Origin of the sequence: Arthrobacter sp. ISL-48, assembly GCF_018613805.1 — a bacterium.
Lineage (GTDB): Bacteria > Actinomycetota > Actinomycetes > Actinomycetales > Micrococcaceae > Arthrobacter.
On record NZ_JAGGPL010000013.1, the window covers coordinates 104,786 to 121,815 of the forward strand.

At 64.5% G+C, this 17,030-nt stretch carries 19 protein-coding genes and 1 pseudogene; 12 read left to right on the forward strand and 8 right to left on the reverse strand.

Annotation, left to right across the window (positions count from 1 at the left end):
* Positions 1 to 15 precede the first annotated feature (15 nt).
* The 3 genes from J7E83_RS12910 (at position 16) to J7E83_RS12920 (ending at position 1,729) form a co-directional block, all read left to right on the forward strand.
* Positions 16 to 1,125 carry an alcohol dehydrogenase catalytic domain-containing protein gene (locus J7E83_RS12910; protein ID WP_214962674.1) on the forward strand — a complete coding sequence of 370 codons (1,110 nt, stop codon included), beginning with the start codon at positions 16 to 18 and terminating at the stop codon, positions 1,123 to 1,125.
* 105 nt (positions 1,126 to 1,230) lie between these two features.
* Positions 1,231 to 1,476, forward strand: coding sequence for a hypothetical protein (locus J7E83_RS12915; protein WP_214962676.1), 246 nt, complete (start codon positions 1,231 to 1,233; stop codon positions 1,474 to 1,476).
* Positions 1,445 to 1,729, forward strand: a complete 285-nt coding sequence (locus tag J7E83_RS12920) for a hypothetical protein (RefSeq protein ID WP_214962678.1) — start codon at positions 1,445 to 1,447, stop codon at positions 1,727 to 1,729. Before J7E83_RS12915 ends, J7E83_RS12920 begins: the two co-directional genes overlap by 32 nt.
* Positions 1,730 to 1,751: 22 nt before the next feature.
* On the opposite strand, the gene J7E83_RS12925 is transcribed toward J7E83_RS12920, so the two are convergent.
* Entirely contained in the window at positions 1,752 to 2,282 is a 531-nt protein-coding gene (locus J7E83_RS12925) for a cupin domain-containing protein (RefSeq protein ID WP_214962680.1), read from the reverse strand.
* Positions 2,283 to 2,456: 174 nt separating this feature from the next.
* On the opposite strand from J7E83_RS12925, the gene J7E83_RS12930 reads away from it, so the two are divergent.
* From J7E83_RS12930 to J7E83_RS12970, 8 genes and pseudogenes are all read left to right on the forward strand, one after another.
* The gene (locus J7E83_RS12930; protein WP_214962682.1) at positions 2,457 to 3,482 is read left to right on the forward strand and encodes a fumarylacetoacetate hydrolase family protein; all 1,026 of its coding nucleotides are present in this window, start codon (positions 2,457 to 2,459) and stop codon (positions 3,480 to 3,482) included.
* A 54-nt stretch (positions 3,483 to 3,536) separates the two neighbouring features.
* Positions 3,537 to 4,529, forward strand: coding sequence for a C-terminal binding protein (locus J7E83_RS12935; protein ID WP_214962684.1), 993 nt, complete (start codon positions 3,537 to 3,539; stop codon positions 4,527 to 4,529).
* Positions 4,526 to 5,830: a phosphopyruvate hydratase gene (eno, locus tag J7E83_RS12940; protein ID WP_214962686.1), complete on the forward strand. Its 1,305-nt coding sequence runs from the start codon at positions 4,526 to 4,528 to the stop codon at positions 5,828 to 5,830. The genes J7E83_RS12935 and eno overlap by 4 nt, the downstream gene beginning before the upstream one ends.
* A gap of 53 nt (positions 5,831 to 5,883) precedes the next feature.
* A complete protein-coding gene (locus J7E83_RS12945) occupies positions 5,884 to 6,912 on the forward strand; it encodes a phosphotransferase family protein (RefSeq protein ID WP_214962688.1) in 1,029 nt (342 codons plus the stop codon).
* Positions 6,909 to 7,847 (forward strand): fumarylacetoacetate hydrolase family protein, encoded by a 939-nt coding sequence (locus tag J7E83_RS12950; protein WP_214962690.1) that lies wholly within the window; start codon positions 6,909 to 6,911, stop codon positions 7,845 to 7,847. The genes J7E83_RS12945 and J7E83_RS12950 overlap by 4 nt, the downstream gene beginning before the upstream one ends.
* A gap of 67 nt (positions 7,848 to 7,914) precedes the next feature.
* A complete protein-coding gene (locus tag J7E83_RS12955; protein ID WP_214962692.1) occupies positions 7,915 to 8,853 on the forward strand; it encodes a zinc-binding alcohol dehydrogenase family protein in 939 nt (312 codons plus the stop codon).
* A gap of 8 nt (positions 8,854 to 8,861) precedes the next feature.
* A complete protein-coding gene (locus J7E83_RS12960) occupies positions 8,862 to 9,077 on the forward strand; it encodes a hypothetical protein (protein WP_214962694.1) in 216 nt (71 codons plus the stop codon).
* A 513-nt stretch (positions 9,078 to 9,590) separates the two neighbouring features.
* Positions 9,591 to 10,758 (forward strand): annotated as a pseudogene (locus J7E83_RS12970) (arylsulfotransferase family protein).
* 2 nt (positions 10,759 to 10,760) lie between these two features.
* Here J7E83_RS12970 and J7E83_RS12975 read toward each other — a convergent pair.
* The 4 genes from J7E83_RS12975 to J7E83_RS12990 form a co-directional block, all read right to left on the reverse strand.
* Entirely contained in the window at positions 10,761 to 11,276 is a 516-nt protein-coding gene (locus J7E83_RS12975; protein ID WP_214962700.1) for an NUDIX domain-containing protein, read from the reverse strand.
* A gap of 2 nt (positions 11,277 to 11,278) precedes the next feature.
* A complete protein-coding gene (locus J7E83_RS12980; RefSeq protein ID WP_311379666.1) occupies positions 11,279 to 11,788 on the reverse strand; it encodes an NUDIX hydrolase in 510 nt (169 codons plus the stop codon).
* A 129-nt stretch (positions 11,789 to 11,917) separates the two neighbouring features.
* The gene (locus J7E83_RS12985; RefSeq protein ID WP_214962709.1) at positions 11,918 to 12,241 is read right to left on the reverse strand and encodes a hypothetical protein; all 324 of its coding nucleotides are present in this window, start codon (positions 12,239 to 12,241) and stop codon (positions 11,918 to 11,920) included.
* Positions 12,242 to 12,324: 83 nt separating this feature from the next.
* The gene (locus J7E83_RS12990) at positions 12,325 to 12,912 is read right to left on the reverse strand and encodes a TMEM175 family protein (RefSeq protein WP_214962711.1); all 588 of its coding nucleotides are present in this window, start codon (positions 12,910 to 12,912) and stop codon (positions 12,325 to 12,327) included.
* A gap of 142 nt (positions 12,913 to 13,054) precedes the next feature.
* Between J7E83_RS12990 and J7E83_RS12995 the strand changes: the two genes are divergently transcribed.
* Positions 13,055 to 13,663, forward strand: a complete 609-nt coding sequence (locus J7E83_RS12995; protein WP_214962713.1) for an NUDIX hydrolase — start codon at positions 13,055 to 13,057, stop codon at positions 13,661 to 13,663.
* Between the two features lie 304 nt (positions 13,664 to 13,967).
* Here the strand turns inward: J7E83_RS12995 and J7E83_RS13000 are convergent, their stop codons facing one another.
* The 3 genes from J7E83_RS13000 to J7E83_RS13010 form a co-directional block, all read right to left on the reverse strand.
* Entirely contained in the window at positions 13,968 to 15,524 is a 1,557-nt protein-coding gene (locus J7E83_RS13000) for a collagen-binding domain-containing protein (RefSeq protein ID WP_214962715.1), read from the reverse strand.
* Positions 15,525 to 15,796: 272 nt separating this feature from the next.
* Positions 15,797 to 16,294: a GNAT family N-acetyltransferase gene (locus J7E83_RS13005; protein ID WP_214962717.1), complete on the reverse strand. Its 498-nt coding sequence runs from the start codon at positions 16,292 to 16,294 to the stop codon at positions 15,797 to 15,799.
* 50 nt (positions 16,295 to 16,344) lie between these two features.
* A complete protein-coding gene (locus J7E83_RS13010) occupies positions 16,345 to 17,028 on the reverse strand; it encodes a DUF4166 domain-containing protein (protein ID WP_214962720.1) in 684 nt (227 codons plus the stop codon).
* Between the last annotated feature and the right edge of the window lie 2 nt (positions 17,029 to 17,030).

Below are 17,030 nucleotides of genomic sequence, written 5' to 3' on the forward strand. Positions count from 1 at the left end.
TAGAAGGAGCCGTCAATGGCGACGATGCGCGCAGCACGACTGCATCAGATCGGCGAACCCATGTCGATCGACACCATCGAAGTACCCATGCCCCGACCCACCGACGTACTGGTCAGGGTCAAGGCGGTCGGCATTGTGCCGAACATGGCCAACGTGATCAACAACTGGCCCACCTGGTTCCCGCACCAACCCATCCCGGCCTTCCCTGCGATCTTCGGCCTTGATCCCACCGGAGTGGTGGAGGAGGTCGGAGAATCCGTCATCAACGTCAAGCCCGGTGACCGGGTATACGTGAGCCCGCTGCGTTCCTGCGGCAGCTGCTACGCGTGCTCCGGCGGCACCCCCAGCCGCTGTCGGTACTACACCCTCAACGGGTACTTCAGCACCTCACGCGACGGCCAGCGGATTTTTGATCTTTACCCCTATGGCGGGTTCAGTGAGTTCATGACCGCCCCGCAGCAGGCTCTGGTCAAAATCCCGGACAACCTTCCGTTCGAGCTCGCCGCCCGTTTCGGCTACATCGGCACGGCCTATGGAGCGCTCCGCCTGGCCGACGCCGGACCAGGCAGCGTAGGCCTGATCGACGGCATCACGGGCACTCTGGGCGTAGCCGCGACTGTGCTCTGCCTGAGTATGGGGGTGGCCAAGATCCTCGGCACCGGGCGCAACCAGGGGCTCTTGGACCGAGTGAAAGCCCTTTCGCCCGGTCGGATCGAGGTCATGAACCTCGGTGAGCAGTCGTCCGGCGAGTGGGCCAAGGCCAAGACACGTGGCGACGGGGCCCACTTCGTGATCAGCGCGCTCGGGGCCCGGGCTGACGCGGCCACCATGGTCGATTCGATGCAGGGGGTCCGGCGGGGTGGCCGGGTAGTGAACGTTGGCGGGGTCTCCGAAGAAGTCCCTGTCGACATGAAGTGGCTGATGGACGAGCAGGTTCAGATCATGGGCTCAAACTGGTTTACTGCCGCCCAGGGGCAGGAGATGGCCGACATGATCGAGACCGGCACCCTGGACCTCACTTACCTGGAGACCGAGGCGTTCCCATTGTCCGATGTGAACACGGCAATTTCCGGACGACTGAAAGATCCGCGCGGCGGTTTCAGCAACTACGTGGTCATTCCCTGACCACGTGATCGGGCCGGTCGTCCGCCGCATGGACGGCCGGCCGTCGTGGGCAGCACCCCTGCGGTGGATCGATTTCGCGGGTTCACTACTTGAAAGGATGAGCACATGATCACCGAGAGGATTCACCAAATGCTGGTCGGCTCCGACGCTTCGGGCACCTCGTCAGGCGCGCACCGCGTGGAAAGGTTCCCCAAAGGCCGGATCACATCCTCCCCCTGGGAAGGATGGTGGCACGAGGAACCCAGGCCGAGGGCCGCGAAGCACAACCCGGCGGACCGGCTTCGTGAGCGGCGGAGAGTGAACCCGAACGGAGAAGTCAGTGAACTCCACAGCAACGATAAGAATCGATGAGTGGGCCAAGCTCACAGGTGTAGACGTTGAAATCTGGCAGCGAAACCGGATGATCCGACGAGGCCGCGTTGAGATGGCAAGCAGCGATTCACGCCTGGCCTGGATCATGGCAGACGGCATCGAAACAAGGACCCTGGTCGAAAAGTCGCAAGGTCATGTCATCCGGATATCCATCAGGAACACCGAGATGTTCAGCCAGGGTGTGAAAGAACATCCGGGGAAGATAGACGTGGTCCTTTACATGGGGGGCTAGCATGCTTCCAGTCCTCCCGCACTCAGGCGCTGGCGCCGGTGAGCACAAACGCCACCGTCGCCGGCGCCTGTGTTTTGTTGCGCCAGGCATGCCGCGCGGCGACCTGCACGACGGTATCGCCCTGCGTCAGGCAGACCTCCGCGCCGTCGTCCAGCCCGAGCCACACCTCCCCTTCGAGCACTACCCCATAGTCCACGCTGGGTGTGCGGTGCATCCCGTCCGGCTCGAAGACCTTGGCCAGATCCGGTGCGTAGGCAGCAAGTTCCTGACCGGCCGCGGCGGGATCGAAATCGGGACTCATGACCACTGAATCGGGGGCATAGCGGACGATCACAAAGCTTGCACCGCCGGGGCCAGGGACGACAGGGCCGTGATTGTCGGTGGGCTCGGCGTTGGGCGGCGTGCTCGAGGGCACCCCGGGCGTGAACCAGATCCGGATCTGAGCCTGTCCCGGCATCGTCTCAAAGTCGTGGCTGTGAGGTACCGCTCCGTCGGAGACTAAGACGGACTTCCCAGTGCCGTCCGTACCGGTAACCACTCTACGTACTGTCACTTTAAGTTCCCATCGTCAGTCGCGTGCCATCGATAGCACTATGCTCAATTATTCCAGCCATGTCAACACCTCCATCTTTGGCGGCACACTGCTGCCAGCCAGCGCGCTGGTGGCGTCACATGGCGGAAGTCGCTCAGGGGTGGCACTATGCAGAGGTTGTGCTATCGTTAGCATATGTTCGAAGATGACAACCGAAACGCCGACATTTCCCCCGCGGGGGTGGTGCTGGCCCAGGCGGGCCTGCACGGGAACCCGGCCGAGGTCTGGCTAGTGCACCGCGACCATGCCCTTCCGCTGCTTGACTGGGCGGAAGACTGGCCGTGCGCTAGGTTCACGTCCGTCACTGACCTGATCCGTGAGTGGGGCACCAATCATGCTGAGCTTCGCCGGTTGACCGAGCTGCCCCGGACCGCGGAGGCGATCGCCGGGGACGGGCTGCCTGTCGATTCGTTGCGGCTGGAGGCTCCGCTGCGGCCCGAGCAGCTGTTCTGCACCATCGGCAATTACCGGCGGCAGGTCATCGAAGCCACCGTCGACGGTGGTGAGCCGGCCGACGCCGATCGGCTGCGCGCCGCCAGCACGCAGGCTCTGAAGCAGCGACGCCTCGACGGCAGCCCCTACGTCGCCCTGACCAGCATCGACCGGATCGGCAGCCCTCTAAGCGAGCTGGTTCTGAATCCGGACGTGGACACCCTGGACTGGGAGGTCGAGATCGGTGCCGTCATCGGAGGGTCCGGCTTGCGACTGACGCCGTCCGAGGCGCACACGGCTATCGCCGGTTACTGCGTGGTCAATGACCTGACCATCCGGTCCCGCGTTGTCCGGCCAGACCTGCCCGGGCTGGGCAGCGACTGGCTTCAGTGCAAGGGCATGCAGGGATCGCTCCCGGTAGGACCGTGGTTCGTTCCCGCCTGGCAGGTCCCCGACCCCTCCCATCTACGGCTTCAGCTGTCGCTGAACGACACGCTCATGCAGGACGACACTGCCGACGACATGGTGTTCAGCATTCCCGAGCAGCTGTCGTACCTTTCCCAGCACACCCGTCTCCGCCCCGGCGACTTGCTCTGCACCGGCTCCCCCGCCGGGTTCGGCCTCCACCACGGCCGTTTTCTCTGCGCCGGAGACATCGTCAGGGCTTCGGTGACCGGGCTGGGCGAGCAGATCACCCGGTGCGTAGACCCGACATTCCATCCACGCTGATCCCCACCCAAACCCGGCCGCTCCAGGCCGGACCACGAAGAAGGAGCACCAGTCATGACCCCGCAGCAAACAGTACTGCTGACAGACCGGGCCTGGCCTGACGACAGCATCGAACGAAGCATCATCGAAGATGCCGGCTTCGCTCTCGTCGCCGGCCCGGCCGACCCAGCGCGGGTTGAGATCATCGACGCCCTGATCGCCGAACACCAACCCGCCGCGATCCTCACCTGCTGGGCAACGGTGTCCGCCGCAGCGATCGCGTCCTCGGCCCCGCTTCGCGTCGTTGCCCGGATGGGGGTGGGCCTGGATAACATCGCCGTGTCCGCCGCCACTGATTCCCGTGTGCAGGTCACCAACGTCCCGGACTACTGCGTCGCGGAGGTCTCAGACCACGCCGTCGGGCTGGCCCTGGCCTGGACCCGCGGCCTGGTCGCTGCCGACCGCGAGGTCCGCGCCAGCAGCTGGAACCCGGCCGGGGCCCGGCTTCGCCGCCTGTCCAACCTGACCTGCGGCGTCATCGGTTACGGCCGGATCGGCAGGGCCACCGCAGCCAAGCTGCGGGCGCTTGGAGCGCGCGTCGTGATCAGCGACCCGCATCCTCCGGCCGACACCGGCGGGATCGAAGTGATGCCCCTCGACGGCCTGCTCGCCGCCAGCGATATTGTCGTCCTGCACGCACCCCTGGTTCCGCACACCCATCACCTGATCGGCGAACGGGAGCTTGGGCTGCTGCCGCAGGACGCGTTCGTGATCAACGTCAGCCGGGGCGGACTGATCGACACCACCGCCCTGATCGCCTTCTTGGAGAATGGGCATATCGGCGGAGCAGGGTTGGACGTCCTGGAGGAGGAGCCGGCGGTTCCAGCCGAGCTGCTGGCCCACCCCGGAGTGATCGTCACGCCCCACATTGCCTTCTCCTCCGACGCATCGGTGATCGACCTGCGCCGCAACGCCGCCGAGGAAGTCGTGCGCGTCCTGCGCGGCGAACCGGCCCGCTACCCCTGCAACAACATCCCGTCCGCCCTCTCCACTGGAGTGTCGTCTTGAGTACCATCCGAACCATCCACGGCCGCCAGATCTTCGACTCCCGCGGCCGCCCGACCGTCGAGGTTGACGTCGTGCTCGACACCGGCGCCGTGGCCCGAGCCTCAGTGCCCTCCGGGGCGTCCACCGGCACCCACGAGGCCCACGAGCTGCGCGACGGCGACAAGTCAGTGTTCGACGGCCTCGGCGTCACCGCCGCCGTCGAGCACGTGAACGGCCAGATCGCCGCAGCCCTGCGCGGCCACGACGTCGACGACCAGCGCGGCATCGACGATCGGCTGCGGGACCTTGACGGAACGCCCGCGCTGTCCAGGCTCGGCGCCAACGCCGTCCTGGGCACGTCGCTGGCAGTCTGCCGCGCCTCCGCCGTGGCCAGCGGGCAACCGCTATATCGACGGATCGCCCAGCTCGCCGGCGTCGACGAGCCGGTGCTGCCGATGCCGATGGTTAATATCCTCTCCGGCGGCCTCCACGCCGGCCGCGGCATGGACGTCCAGGACTTCCTGGCCGTGCCGGTCTCGGCAACCTCCGCACTCGAAGCGATCCAGCTCACGTCCCGCGTCCGGGCCGCTGCGGCCACCCTCTGCGCCGAGCGGGGGCTGCCCACCCTGCTGGCCGACGAGGGCGGACTGAGCCCGGGCTGCCGCACGGGCGAGGAGGCCCTGGAGCTGATCACCCAGTCCATCGAGGCCGCTGGCCTGCAGCCCGGGACGGACATCGCCATCGCCATCGATGTCGCTGCGGCCTCCCTGTACGACCGCGACGCCGGTGACTACCACCTGCGCCGGCAGGAACGCCATGTCAACACTGCCGAGATGATCGACATGATGTCGTCCTGGGTCGACCGCTTCGCGATCGTCTCGATCGAGGACGGGTTGGATGAGGATGACTGGGCCGGCTGGCAGACGCTGACCAAGCGCCTTGGTCAGCGGATCAGGTTGATCGGCGACGATCTGTTCACCACCAACAGCCAAAGACTCGCCGAGGGCGTTGCCCGCGGCGTCGCCAACGGGGTCCTGGTCAAGGTCAACCAGAACGGCACGCTGACTGGCACCCTCGACGTGGTAGCCCAGGCGCGGGATGCCGGCTACGCCCCGGTTGTCTCCGCACGATCCGGGGAGACCGAGGACGACTTCCTCGCCGACCTCGCTGTCGGGACCGCGGCCGGACAGATTAAGATCGGGTCCGTGCGGAACTCCGAGCGAATGGCCAAATACAACCAGCTGGTGCGCATTGCCGAGGACTCCAGCCTGGGCTTCAAGAATCTGCCCGCGCTGGCACCCACTCCGGCGGTTGTAAGGTGAGCGGCGCCGGTCCCGAGGCCAGGGTGCAGGAGTTCCTGCAGCGCCAAGGACTGATGCAACCGGCTGAGGCGGCGGTACTGACCCCCCTCACCGGTGGCGTGAGCTCGGACCTGTGGCGGGTGGACCTGCCCGGCCGCACCCTGTGCGTGAAAGGAGCTTTAGCCCGGTTGAAGGTTGCGCAGGAGTGGCTGGCGCCGATCTCCCGCAACCGGGTCGAGTACCAGTGGCTGCAGCTCGCGGGTGCCGTTGCTCCGAAGCAGATTCCGCAGGTGCTCGCCTACGACGGGGAGGCCGGGCTGTTCGCGATGCAGTTCCTTCCGCCTGAAGATTACCCGGTGTGGAAGGATGAGCTCCTCGCCGGGAAGGTCGACCCTGCTGCCGCATACGCAGTCGGCGATCTTGTGGGCCGGCTGCACAGAGCCAGCACCAAGCTTCAATGGGCCGCGGACACGTTCGCTACGGACGATAACTTCAACGCCTTACGCATCGAGCCCTACTTTCGGGTCACCGCCCGCGCCAACCCCGACCTCGACGACCGGATTGACTGGCTCGCCGCGGTGACCACCGGCACACACCTGGCGGTGGTGCACGGCGACGTCAGTCCCAAGAACATCCTTCTCGGGCCGCATGGTCCGGTGCTGCTCGACGCTGAGTGCGGCTGGTTCGGTGACCCAGCATTTGACGTCGCATTCTGCCTGAACCACCTGCTGCTCAAGGCGATCGTCCTGCCCGACCACATCGAGCAACTGCATCGCTCCGCCCAACAGCTGTTGGACGGCTACATCCAGCACGTTGACTGGGAATCGACGGCAGACCTGAGGGGCCGTGTGGCGGCTCTCCTGCCGCTGCTCGCCCTGGCCCGCGTCGACGGCGCCTCCCCCGCGGAGTACCTGTCACCGCCTCAACGCGCCCAGGTGCGCGACCTTGCCCGGTCCCTGATGTCCCGGCCCATCGGTACCATCGACTCGATCGTCAGTGACTGGATGATGGCGGCGGCTACTGACGGCCTGACTCCTGTCAGCACTGCACACATAAGCACTGCACACATAAGCACTGCACACGCCAAGGAGCAGACCCAGTGACGTTCTCCCTGTCCACCGTCCGGATCGGTGGAACGCCCACCCCCGTGCTGAGGCTCGCTGATGGCCGCCTGTTCAGGGTCGCGGACCTCGTCCCCGAGCTGATGGCAACCAATCCGGCGTCCGGGCTGATGACCGTCTTCACCAACTGGGAGACCGCCGAGCCCCAGCTGGTCGCCGCCGTCGACGCCCTTCCAAACGGTGCCGTCGAGCCGGTCGCCGAGCCGGATGTGCTTGAGGACTGGTTAACGCCCCTGCAGTACCCGAATAAGGTCATCTGCGCCGGCGCCAACTACTACGACCACGTCCTGAACGACGGCGGTCACACGGGCTTCTCCAAAGATGACAACATTCCTGTCTTCTTCCTCAAACCGCCCAGCACCACCCTCGTCGGGCAGGGCCAGTCGGTCCACTACCCCACCCAGACAGAGAAGTTCGATTACGAGCTCGAGCTGGCGTTCGTCATCGGCCGGCGCGGCCGGAACATTCCGGTGGAACGGGCCCGTGAGCACATCGCCGGCTACACAATTGCGTTGGATCTCTCGGCCCGCGACTGGCAGCGCCATCCCAAGCACCTGGTGAAGTTCGACCTGTTCGGCGGCAAGGTCTTCGACGACAGCTGTCCGCTCGGGCCGGAAATTGTGCCGGCCCGCTTCGTCGACGACACCAGCCTGCAACTGGAGTTCTGGCTCAACGGCGAGCTCCGTCAGAACGCCAATACCTCCGACCTGATTTGGCCGGTGCCCGAGCTGGTCTCCCGGATCAGCGAGCACGTGACCCTCGAACCGGGCGACGTCGTCCTCACCGGCACCCCCGCAGGGGTCGGTCTCAGCACCGGCACCTGGATGCATGCCGGCGATCAGCTCAAAGGGAAGATCAGCGGCCTCGGATCAATCAGCGTACAGATCATCCCTGCGGACACCGACCGGCAGAGCTGAAGCTCCCCCGCCGGCCACACATGGCCGCCCGCGCACCCACTCACACCCCAGACATCAGGAGCACACCATGAAGGTAGCCGTTCTGACCCAGACCGGAACAACGCCCGCCTACGCAGATTTTCCCGACCCCCAGCCCAGCAGCGGCCATGTCGTCGTCGACGTCACCGCTGCCGGTGTCCACCATCTCGACCTGGCCAAGGCATCCGGCGCCTTCGGCGATCCCGGCACAATGCCGTACGTGATCGGTGCAGACGGCGTCGGCCGGACTGCCGCAGGCCGCCGGGTCTTCTTCACCTCGCCGGTGGCGCCTCACGGCTCCTGGGCCGAGCGAACGCTGGTCGCAGAGCAGGACCTGCTCGACCTCGCCGACGGCGTCGACGACGTCACCGCCGCCGCGCTGGGCAACACGGGGCTGGCCGCCTGGCTCGCCCTCACATGGCGCGCCAACCTCCAGCCCGGCCAAAATGTCCTGGTCCTCGGCGCGACCGGGGCGCTCGGATCCGTCGCTGTCCAGTTGGCCAAGGCCCTCGGTGCGGCCACGGTGGTTGCCGCCGACAGGAACCCTGACAGGCTGGCCCGCTCCAGGGAGCATGGTGCCGACGCCACCGTGACGATCACACCGGACACCGACCTGGTGGGCGCATTCCGCGACGTCGTCGGCGAGCGCGGCTTCGACGTCATCATCGATCCGGTCTGGGGCGAGCCTGCCCTTGCTGCCATGCACGTCGCCGCCCGGGGCGCCCGTCACATCCAGATCGGACAGTCCGCCGGGGCCACCATCCAGCTGCCCGCCGGGATCATCCGCGCAGCACGCCTGGAGATCCTCGGGTTCGCGCACATCGACCCACCGGTCCAGGTCCGCCGCGACGCATACCTGAAACTGACCGAGCTTGCATCCACCGGCGCTTTGACCATAGACACCATGACCGTCCCGCTCAGCGAGTGCCGGCGGGCTTGGGAGCTGCAGCAGCAGGGCGCCCCGAGCAAGCTTGTCTTAACCCCGTGAGGGGCCAGATGACCCGCAACGCCGTAGAGATCAGGATCAACAACCGGAATGAGCTCCAGGACGAACTCGACCAAGCCCTCGAGGGAGCGGTGCGGGAGGCACTCAAGAACCCGGGGCGCGGAGTGCTGGTGACCAGGCATGACCACCGGACGTTTACCGTGGAGCTGTCCCTCGACGTTCCACACGGGACGATCTCCGAATTGGACCTCTGCCCGTCCGCATGAGGACGACCAACCAGGAGCGACGCATCGCGTGGGACTCACAGCCAGCACAAGGGCAGCGGCCAGATGTCTCCGAGCCTGGGGGCAAATGATGCAAAGATGAAAACCACGGAAGAACCCGATCATCACCCGCAGCTGGTCCCTCCGGCGTCGTGGCTGCACGGCATGGTCAGCCGACGGTCCATGCTCGCGAGTACGGGCCTGGCCGGGATTGGCGCACTGGGGGCCGGCACCTTCGCCGGCAGGGCCCTGCTCCCCGATCGGATGTCATCGACGACGGCGACGCCCCCAACGGCCACAGCATCGCCGTCGGCAGGTCAGCCGTCCGGGAGCGATGCACTACCCGACCGGGTCTTCCTGAGCACCAAGCTCACCACTCCCCACGTGACCAGCTGGGGTGCGGGCCAGACAGCTCCCGGACTCGTCTTCGCAACCCCGCAGGGGCACGGCTCCTCGGCCGTCATCCTCGACAGCGCCAGCCGGCCGGTCTGGATGGAGCCGAGCGGCGCCGGGGCGATGGACCTGCGGGTGCAGACCTTCGAAGGCAAACCGGTCCTCACCTATTGGCAGGGGACCAGCGAGGGCGGCCACGGCGCCGGAAAGGGAATTATCCTGGACACGGCCTACCGGACCGTCGCGTCCATCAGTGCGGGGAATGGTCTCAGCATCGACCTGCATGAATTCAGGCTCACCGACGCAGGAACAGCGCTGCTACTCGCCTATCCGACAGTGCAGGCGGACCTCAGTGCCGTCGGAGGTCCCGCCAAGGGGTACCTGCTCGACTGCCACGTGCAGGAAATCGACGTGCGCAGCGGTGCCGTCCTGCTTGACTGGGCAAGCGTCCGAGCACATCGGCCTAACGGAAACGTACGCCACTCCCGGCGGGAAGCTGTCGAAGGATGGGAGCAGCATGGACAACGCGTTTGATGCCTTCCATCTGAATTCCGTCGACGACGACGGGGATGCGCTGCTGGTCTCCTCCAGGCACACCCATACCCTCTACCAGATCGGCCGCAAGTCAGGGGAAGTGCGCTGGCGGATGGGCGGCAAAAAGAGCGACTTCGCCGTGGCGGATCAGGCGGTTTTCGCGTGGCAGCACGACGCCCGCCGACGCTCCGCCACGTTGATCAGCGTCTTCGACAATCACTTCGCCGAGGAGACGTCCGGTACCTCCCGGGGACTCTTGCTCGCCGTCGACGAGGAGGCGAAGACTGTGACCCTCAAGCAGGAGTTTGCCAACGCCGGGCACGGCGGCAACGCCGAAGGAAACGTCCAGCTGCTCGCCAACGGCAACGTGATGGTCGGCTGGGGCGCGGACCCCTCCGCGACCGAATTCACGGCAGACGGGACTGCCGTCTTCGAGGCCGCGGGACTCGGCAACGGCTGCTACCGGGTCTACAGGTTCCCGTGGACGGCTCAGCCGGACACGCCACCCAGCATGGCGGTCAAGAACGGCGCCGGTCAGAGCATACAGGTGTTCGCCAGCTGGAACGGGGCCACCGAGGTCGCCTCCTGGCGGGTTCTGACAGGTCCGGACAGCAGCGCCCTCGCGGCCGCCGGAACGGTGCCCAGAAGTGGATTCGAAACCATGGTGGCCGTGGCCAGCGCTAAGTACGCTGCCGTCCAGGCCTTAGCCTCGGACGGGTCAGTCCTAGGCACCTCCGCAGTGACCGCTGCGTCGTAGGGTCACGAATTGAGTGACCAGGAATGCGCCAGGTGCAGGGCGACCGGCAAAAGATCAGAATGACCGGCGATTAGTTGTTCTTGAAATGAGATTTCAGTCCACGAGAATTCCGCAACAATGTCCGGCTGGTCGGCTCTGCGCTCTATCTGAGTCCACCTGCCTGTCGGAAAGTCGTCTGCTTCCGCTACTCCCAGGAACCAGCTTCGAATCTGGATTTCGGGCTTGTACCGGCTCATGTCGTAAACGCTGTCCGCAAAATGGAAGAGCGATATCCTTCGATTCAGTCCTGTCTCTTCCTGGAGTTCCCTAGAGGCTGCTTGGGGAGGAGTCTCTCCATCTTCAATGGTTCCCGCCGGCACCTGCCGACCTGCTTCCGGAAAGTCCGGCTGTGTGAAGGTGATGTATTTATCAAGGTCGCCATTGAGTATGTAGATTGCGACCTTGCCCACGGCCGGCAACGACGACGTGGCAGGAATGCTGAACGCCGTCATGGCCCCCTTCGCGTGCTGATCTGCCATTGCTAATTTCCGCCGTTCCTGATGCCATTTACCGCCGCCGCCTCCGGATGACTCTCACAGGCAGTCCTGGAAGCAATGGCGGCATCCAGGGGGCTCGTGTTGTCTTCTACCGGGGTTGTTGGCGTCCACCAGAGGAAGGCGGTGGCCTCCTCGTTCTCCGTCAGTTCGGGGAGCGACCCAAGCCGAGTGGAATACACCGCAGCATATTCAAGACGGTCGGGACGCCTTAGGGAGAACAACGTCCGGGCTTCGAAGTTGAGGTCCTGGGCAAAAATGCCGGTCTCTTCAGCTAGTTCACGGAAGGCGGCTTGCCGGGGCGTCTCGTCACTCTCGATCATTCCCCCCGGCAGTTCCCACTGCTCCCGCCACCTGTTGAATATCATCAGTACCTTTCCGGCATGCGTGACGACTACCAGGGAGAGGGGAAGGTCCGCGGCGGGGTCCCGGTGATCCAACTCGTCTTCGGTGATGCGCTCGATCGCCAATAGCTCGTTTCCGGATCCGTCTGTCACAGGTACACAATTCATGTGGGTTCCTCAGGTGTCGGTGGGTCAGGAGTTATACGAGACACGGCTGAGCGCAGGCCCGCTGTCCGGGTCAGCATATCTGGAGGATTCAGTCGTCTCTGGCCCGGTAAGCCCTTAGCGGGCGGACCGTCGGTTGCGCGCTTGGTCGACCAGCCCCAGAAAGGCGAGGACGGATCCGGCTTCAATCAACACGATCAGGCCGAGCAACAGCCACTGGCTTTCGCGGATGAAGACGACGGCCCCGATGAGGACCAGCGTGCTTACAAGGACCAACGCGTAGATGGCGAATCCGAAAGCCACCCTGGCGCTGCGCACTCCCGTCCGGAAGCCGAAGCCCATCGGCTCGCCTCCTGGGTACCCTTCCACGCGGTCAGGGCCGGCAGGCTTGAGCTTGTCGAACTCATCCCAAGGGTCCCGGTCCTGATCCTGATTGGTCATAGTCCCATTATCCTGCGGATCCGGCCGCCTTACTTTGAGATTCGCTCACCATGAAGCCGCCGGTGTGGGCAAGCCCGGGCGGGTCAGTCCTGGCGGGCCCGGGTGACGAAATGTTCGACCCGGCGGTCGGGAATAAGCCAGATCAGCGCTACTACTGTGTAGGCCGCCAGGCCCAGCAGCGGCTGCACGATGCAGAGCCCGATGCCGGCGAGGTAAATCAGTGGAGACGATTTGCCCTTCCAGTCCCGGCCAACTGCCTGGGCGAGAGCGCCGTCCCGGCCCTGCTGGCGGATCAGCGTCTGTTCCAGGATGAAGTAGGCGATCGCCGCGCAGAGCAGGTTGATCCCGTACGTCAGCACCGGAACTTGAACGAAGCCGGACTCATCCATCCACCGGGTGCTGAAGGGGAACAGCGAAAGCCAAAACAACAGGTGCAGATTCGCCCAAAGGACTGCGCCGTTGACCCTGCTGGCCAGGTGGATCATGTGGTGGTGGTTATTCCAGTAGATTCCTACATACACGAAGCTGAGCAGGTAGCTCAGGAACGTTGGCAGGACGGCTGCCAGGCCATGCCAGCTCGGTTCATCCGGCACATGCAGTTCCAGCACCATGATGGTGATGATTATGGCCAGCACACCATCGCTGAACGCTTCCAGGCGATTCTTATTCACCAGGCTCCCTTCATCAGAGCCTCATCCTAATTCAGGGATCCTCTGCCAAGCGCCGACTGTCCGCCGCTGGGATCTGCAGCTCGCGGGCGCGCCTGCTGCCCTAAGTTAGGGATTGGAGGCGCTCTGGGCAAGGATAATCGCTATGGACAAAATGAGTCTCGCGCGACCCTGGACACGGCTAGGCAGCGAAACAGCCCACAACGGCTTCGTGAGGGTGCGCCGCGACGTCTATCGCACGGCCGATGGATCCGTCAGCAGCTGGGACGTGCTGGAAGAGCGGAACAGCGTCGCAGTCGTCGCCTTTACTCACGATCTTAAAGGCGTTGTGGTGTTCGACCAGTTCCGCGTCGGCCCGCAGAAGGTGCTCATCGAGCTGCCCGGTGGCGGCGTCGAAGACGGAGAGGATGTTGAGGAAGGCGGCCGCCGGGAGCTCCTGGAAGAGACCGGCTATCAAGCTGCCGCTGTTTTCCATGCCGGCTCGGAGTGGGCGTCTGCGAACTCGTCCCGCCGCAAACACGTGATTATCGCGGCGGGCTGTGCCCGAATCGCCCCGCCGACATGGGACGACGGCGAGATGGGCCAGCCACATGAGATGCCCGCCCATGAGTTCATCACGCACTTGCTCGGCGGTAACCTCACTGACGCCGGCCTAGCCATGCGAGGGCTGCATTTCATGGCGCGGACCGCAGACGTTCCACCATCCTTACTGGCCGTACGTGGGAAAGTCCGAGAGCTTTTGGCCGGTCCGTGACCTTGGGCAGAATTTCAGACACAGCGGTTTTGAAAAACCCCTGCAAATTCCGATCCACCACTGCCCAACTGCTGCTCTATAACCCGGCCCTCGCCGCGGACAAGCCGATCCCCGTGGGTACCAGGGTGAGGTTGATGCCTGGGGAGCAAAAATCGACCGCGCCCCAGGCACCTACACCGCCGATGCCGACGGGATCCCACTCACTTTCAGCGACGGCGCCCGGCGACACCGAGCGTCAGGTCGAGTTCCGTTTCAGCGTGATGGACCTGAGATCAGCGAGCGCAGGTCCGAGCGCGCCTTCAGCTTAGTGCCGTGCCCCGTTTCCTGCCGCTCGCCTGATGCGGGTCAGTCCCATGGCCACTGCGCCGCCAGACATGAGAACCAGAGCCACCGCCACGATCCACGTACGGTCGAAGCCCGTCTCGGCGAGCTGATCGGGTGTGGTTGTGGTAGTGGCTTGAGGCGCGGAAACAACTTCTGCGGCCCTCGTTGATGATGTCGGCACCGCAGCAGCCAGGCCGGTGGGAAGGGGGGCACTCGCGGTCGCCGACGGCGTAACCGTAACCTCCGTCGTCGCAGTCGCCGACGGCGTAACCGTCACCTCCGTCGTCGGGGTCGCCATCACCGTAACCTCCGTCGTCGCGGTCGCCGACGGCGTAGCCGTGACCTCCGTCGTCGGGGTCGCCATCACCGTAACCTCCGTCGTCGCGGTCGCCGACGGCGTAGCCGTCACCTCTGTCGTCGCGGTCGCCGACGGCGTAGCCGTCACTTCAGGTTGGTTCCTGCAAGGCGCCGCTTCGTAACTCCAGTGGTGGATTTCTCCGGCACCGGTGATGTTGATGCTCTCCGAGATGATTTGGCCACGGAGGGGATTGTTCCGGCCATAGACCAGTGCAGCGTCGGGGGCAAGCAGCATGCCGCTCATTTCCGTCGATCCGACCAGGCGGAGATCCTGCCAGCCCGGGAAGTTCCAGACAACCCAGGGGGCGAAATACCGGTCAGCGACGGTATCACCGTTGAAACGCAATCCTCCAACGTCAGCGGAGCCGTCGGGGATCACATTGATGACGAGTCGAGTAGCCGCACTGGGCTTGACTTCGTCGAACGTGACCGACGTGGCGGCGGACAACTCGGCAGCACCCACGTTCCAGACGTTCGTTTTTCCTGCTTGAAGGGCGATATGGAGCTCGCCACTACCAGTGGTAGTCACCATCGCGGTCCCCTCCCCTTCCGCGAGAGCTGCATATTGAGCGGAGACGCTACGCAGGCGGTCGAAGTAGTCGGCCGGGAAGGCCTCGACGTACGTCCCGGGAGCTGCTGTGTAGTCCAGAATGCTGTTCTGGCCTGCGCCAAGCTGCGATTTTACGTACCGGTTGGCGTCATCCGATATGAGCCGGCCATCGGGCGTGACACCCAGACCGGTTGTGTCGGTGATCTTCCCGAATCCGGCATTCAGGTCCAGCCGTTGACCAGTTGAGTAGTCCACGGTTCCTCCAACCAGGAGCTGGGTGGCAGGGCTTCCGACTGTTGGCAGCGCGCTACCGTCGGTGTTGTCCAAGAGGTTGTACAGGCCAAAACTCACGTTTCCACCTGCCGCCAGGCTTCCCTCAATTTCACCACCTGCTCCGGTTGATCCGAGGGCAGCATTGTCTTCCGCGACGACGGTGAAGTTGTGGGTCTCCGCCAAAGGATTGAGGCAGGCAGCCGAGCCTGATGCCGCGGACGCGGGAACGGGGGCGCCAATCGCAACCGCGACAAGAGTGGCGCTACCGGCGAGCAAAGCGGCACCACCGGCGATAACGCGGGCGAATCCTGACGGAGCGAGAGGCCTCCGGGCAGCGTGCATTCGAGATGTAAGCATCAGTAGGGTGAACCTTCTTTTTCTGGACACGGCAATCCTCGGATGATGCATGACGCGTCTTTTTGCAGGGGCCCGCTGTCACGTGGTCGTGAGGTCGAGGCAGCCGCCACAGAGGAACTCCATGGCATCGGCAATGCTACTGGCGGCTAACTGGTGCGAGTGATAGTTTTGGGCTTTTTTGGGCGGAATCGCGTTTTTTTGATCGAATCTTGATCGCAAATTGCGCGTACATTGTGGCCGAAGCCGAATGCTGCAAAAAGTTAAGCGGCCAGCTACGTGGCGGGCCGGACCATCCGGAACTCTGGTAGCTCGTTCCAACCAGGTGGAAGCAGCTTGCGTGCGCCGTCCGGGCGGAAACCGCTCTTGCGGTAGAAAGCAAGCGCACGGGGATTACCCTCGAGCACCCAGAGGTAGGCCGATGAGTCTCCTATGGCGGCGTTCAGCAGCGCCGCACCCAGCCCAGTGCCGTGGGTGCGCCTGAGGGTGTAGATGGAATATAGCTCCAGCCCCGCGGGTTGGTCTTCGTCGCGGCCGGGCCCGGCGTCCGCGAATCCAACAATTTCGTTGTACGAGTCCAAGGCGACCATTCGCGGGTCCGGGCTGTCCAGATAAGGCAGGCGTCTTTGGACCCGCTCGGGGATGCTGGCACGGCGGGCACTAAAGAACTCCGAAGGCAGCAGGTGCGCGTAGCACTCCTCGTGGGCCAAAGTCTGCATGAGGACGAGGGCCTCAGCATCTTCAGCGGTGGCCTGACGGATCTGGTAGCGCATATCTCAGCCTATCTTCCCTGGCAGGGGACCCAGGGGCTTAGTCGGCCAGGCTATTGCCGGCATTCCTCACGGACGGGCCTCAGCCGCTGTGGAGCTCCTTCCGCTGGCATGTCAGGAAACGTACATTTGAACTCGCCCCGGTACCCGAAGAGGAATCCGAGGATGGGGTTCCTTACCTGCATCTGGATGGTGAAGACTCCCCGGGCATCGTCGAAGGCCTCGTAGAGATCTGCCGTGCCAGTCAGGGCGGAGGGAAAGGTGAAACCCAGGAAGCCTTCATAGAACCGCTGGCCCGTGGATCGAAGATGCAGGGAATTATCAGGCAGTACCTCAAGAATGAGGTCGGTGGCCAGGTGCTGGTGGGTGCCGAGATAGTCGATGATCCCACGCCTTTCTGCGCTGTAAATCATGGTGGCATCAAAGCGGCGCTGCTTGACCGGCGACAGCTCCAATGTCCGGACGAAAGTGACAGTGGGCCGGCCGAAGCCGTCAATGTAGGGGTAGTTTTCGATGGAGAATGGAATGTTCGTTCCCTGGTCGGGGAAGAGGATGTTGCGGTACGCCCCGAGGCGCAGAAACGGTACCGTCCACCATGCTCCGCGCCGCACTTCCGAGAAGACCCCACGTCCTACGCAGGCGTATCCCGCCTCCGTATCGACATTGAATCGCTTTTGCAGCATGGGGTGAAGGCGATGGAAGTCCTCCCCCAGTGCACGGGCAAAGATCGAAGCCATGC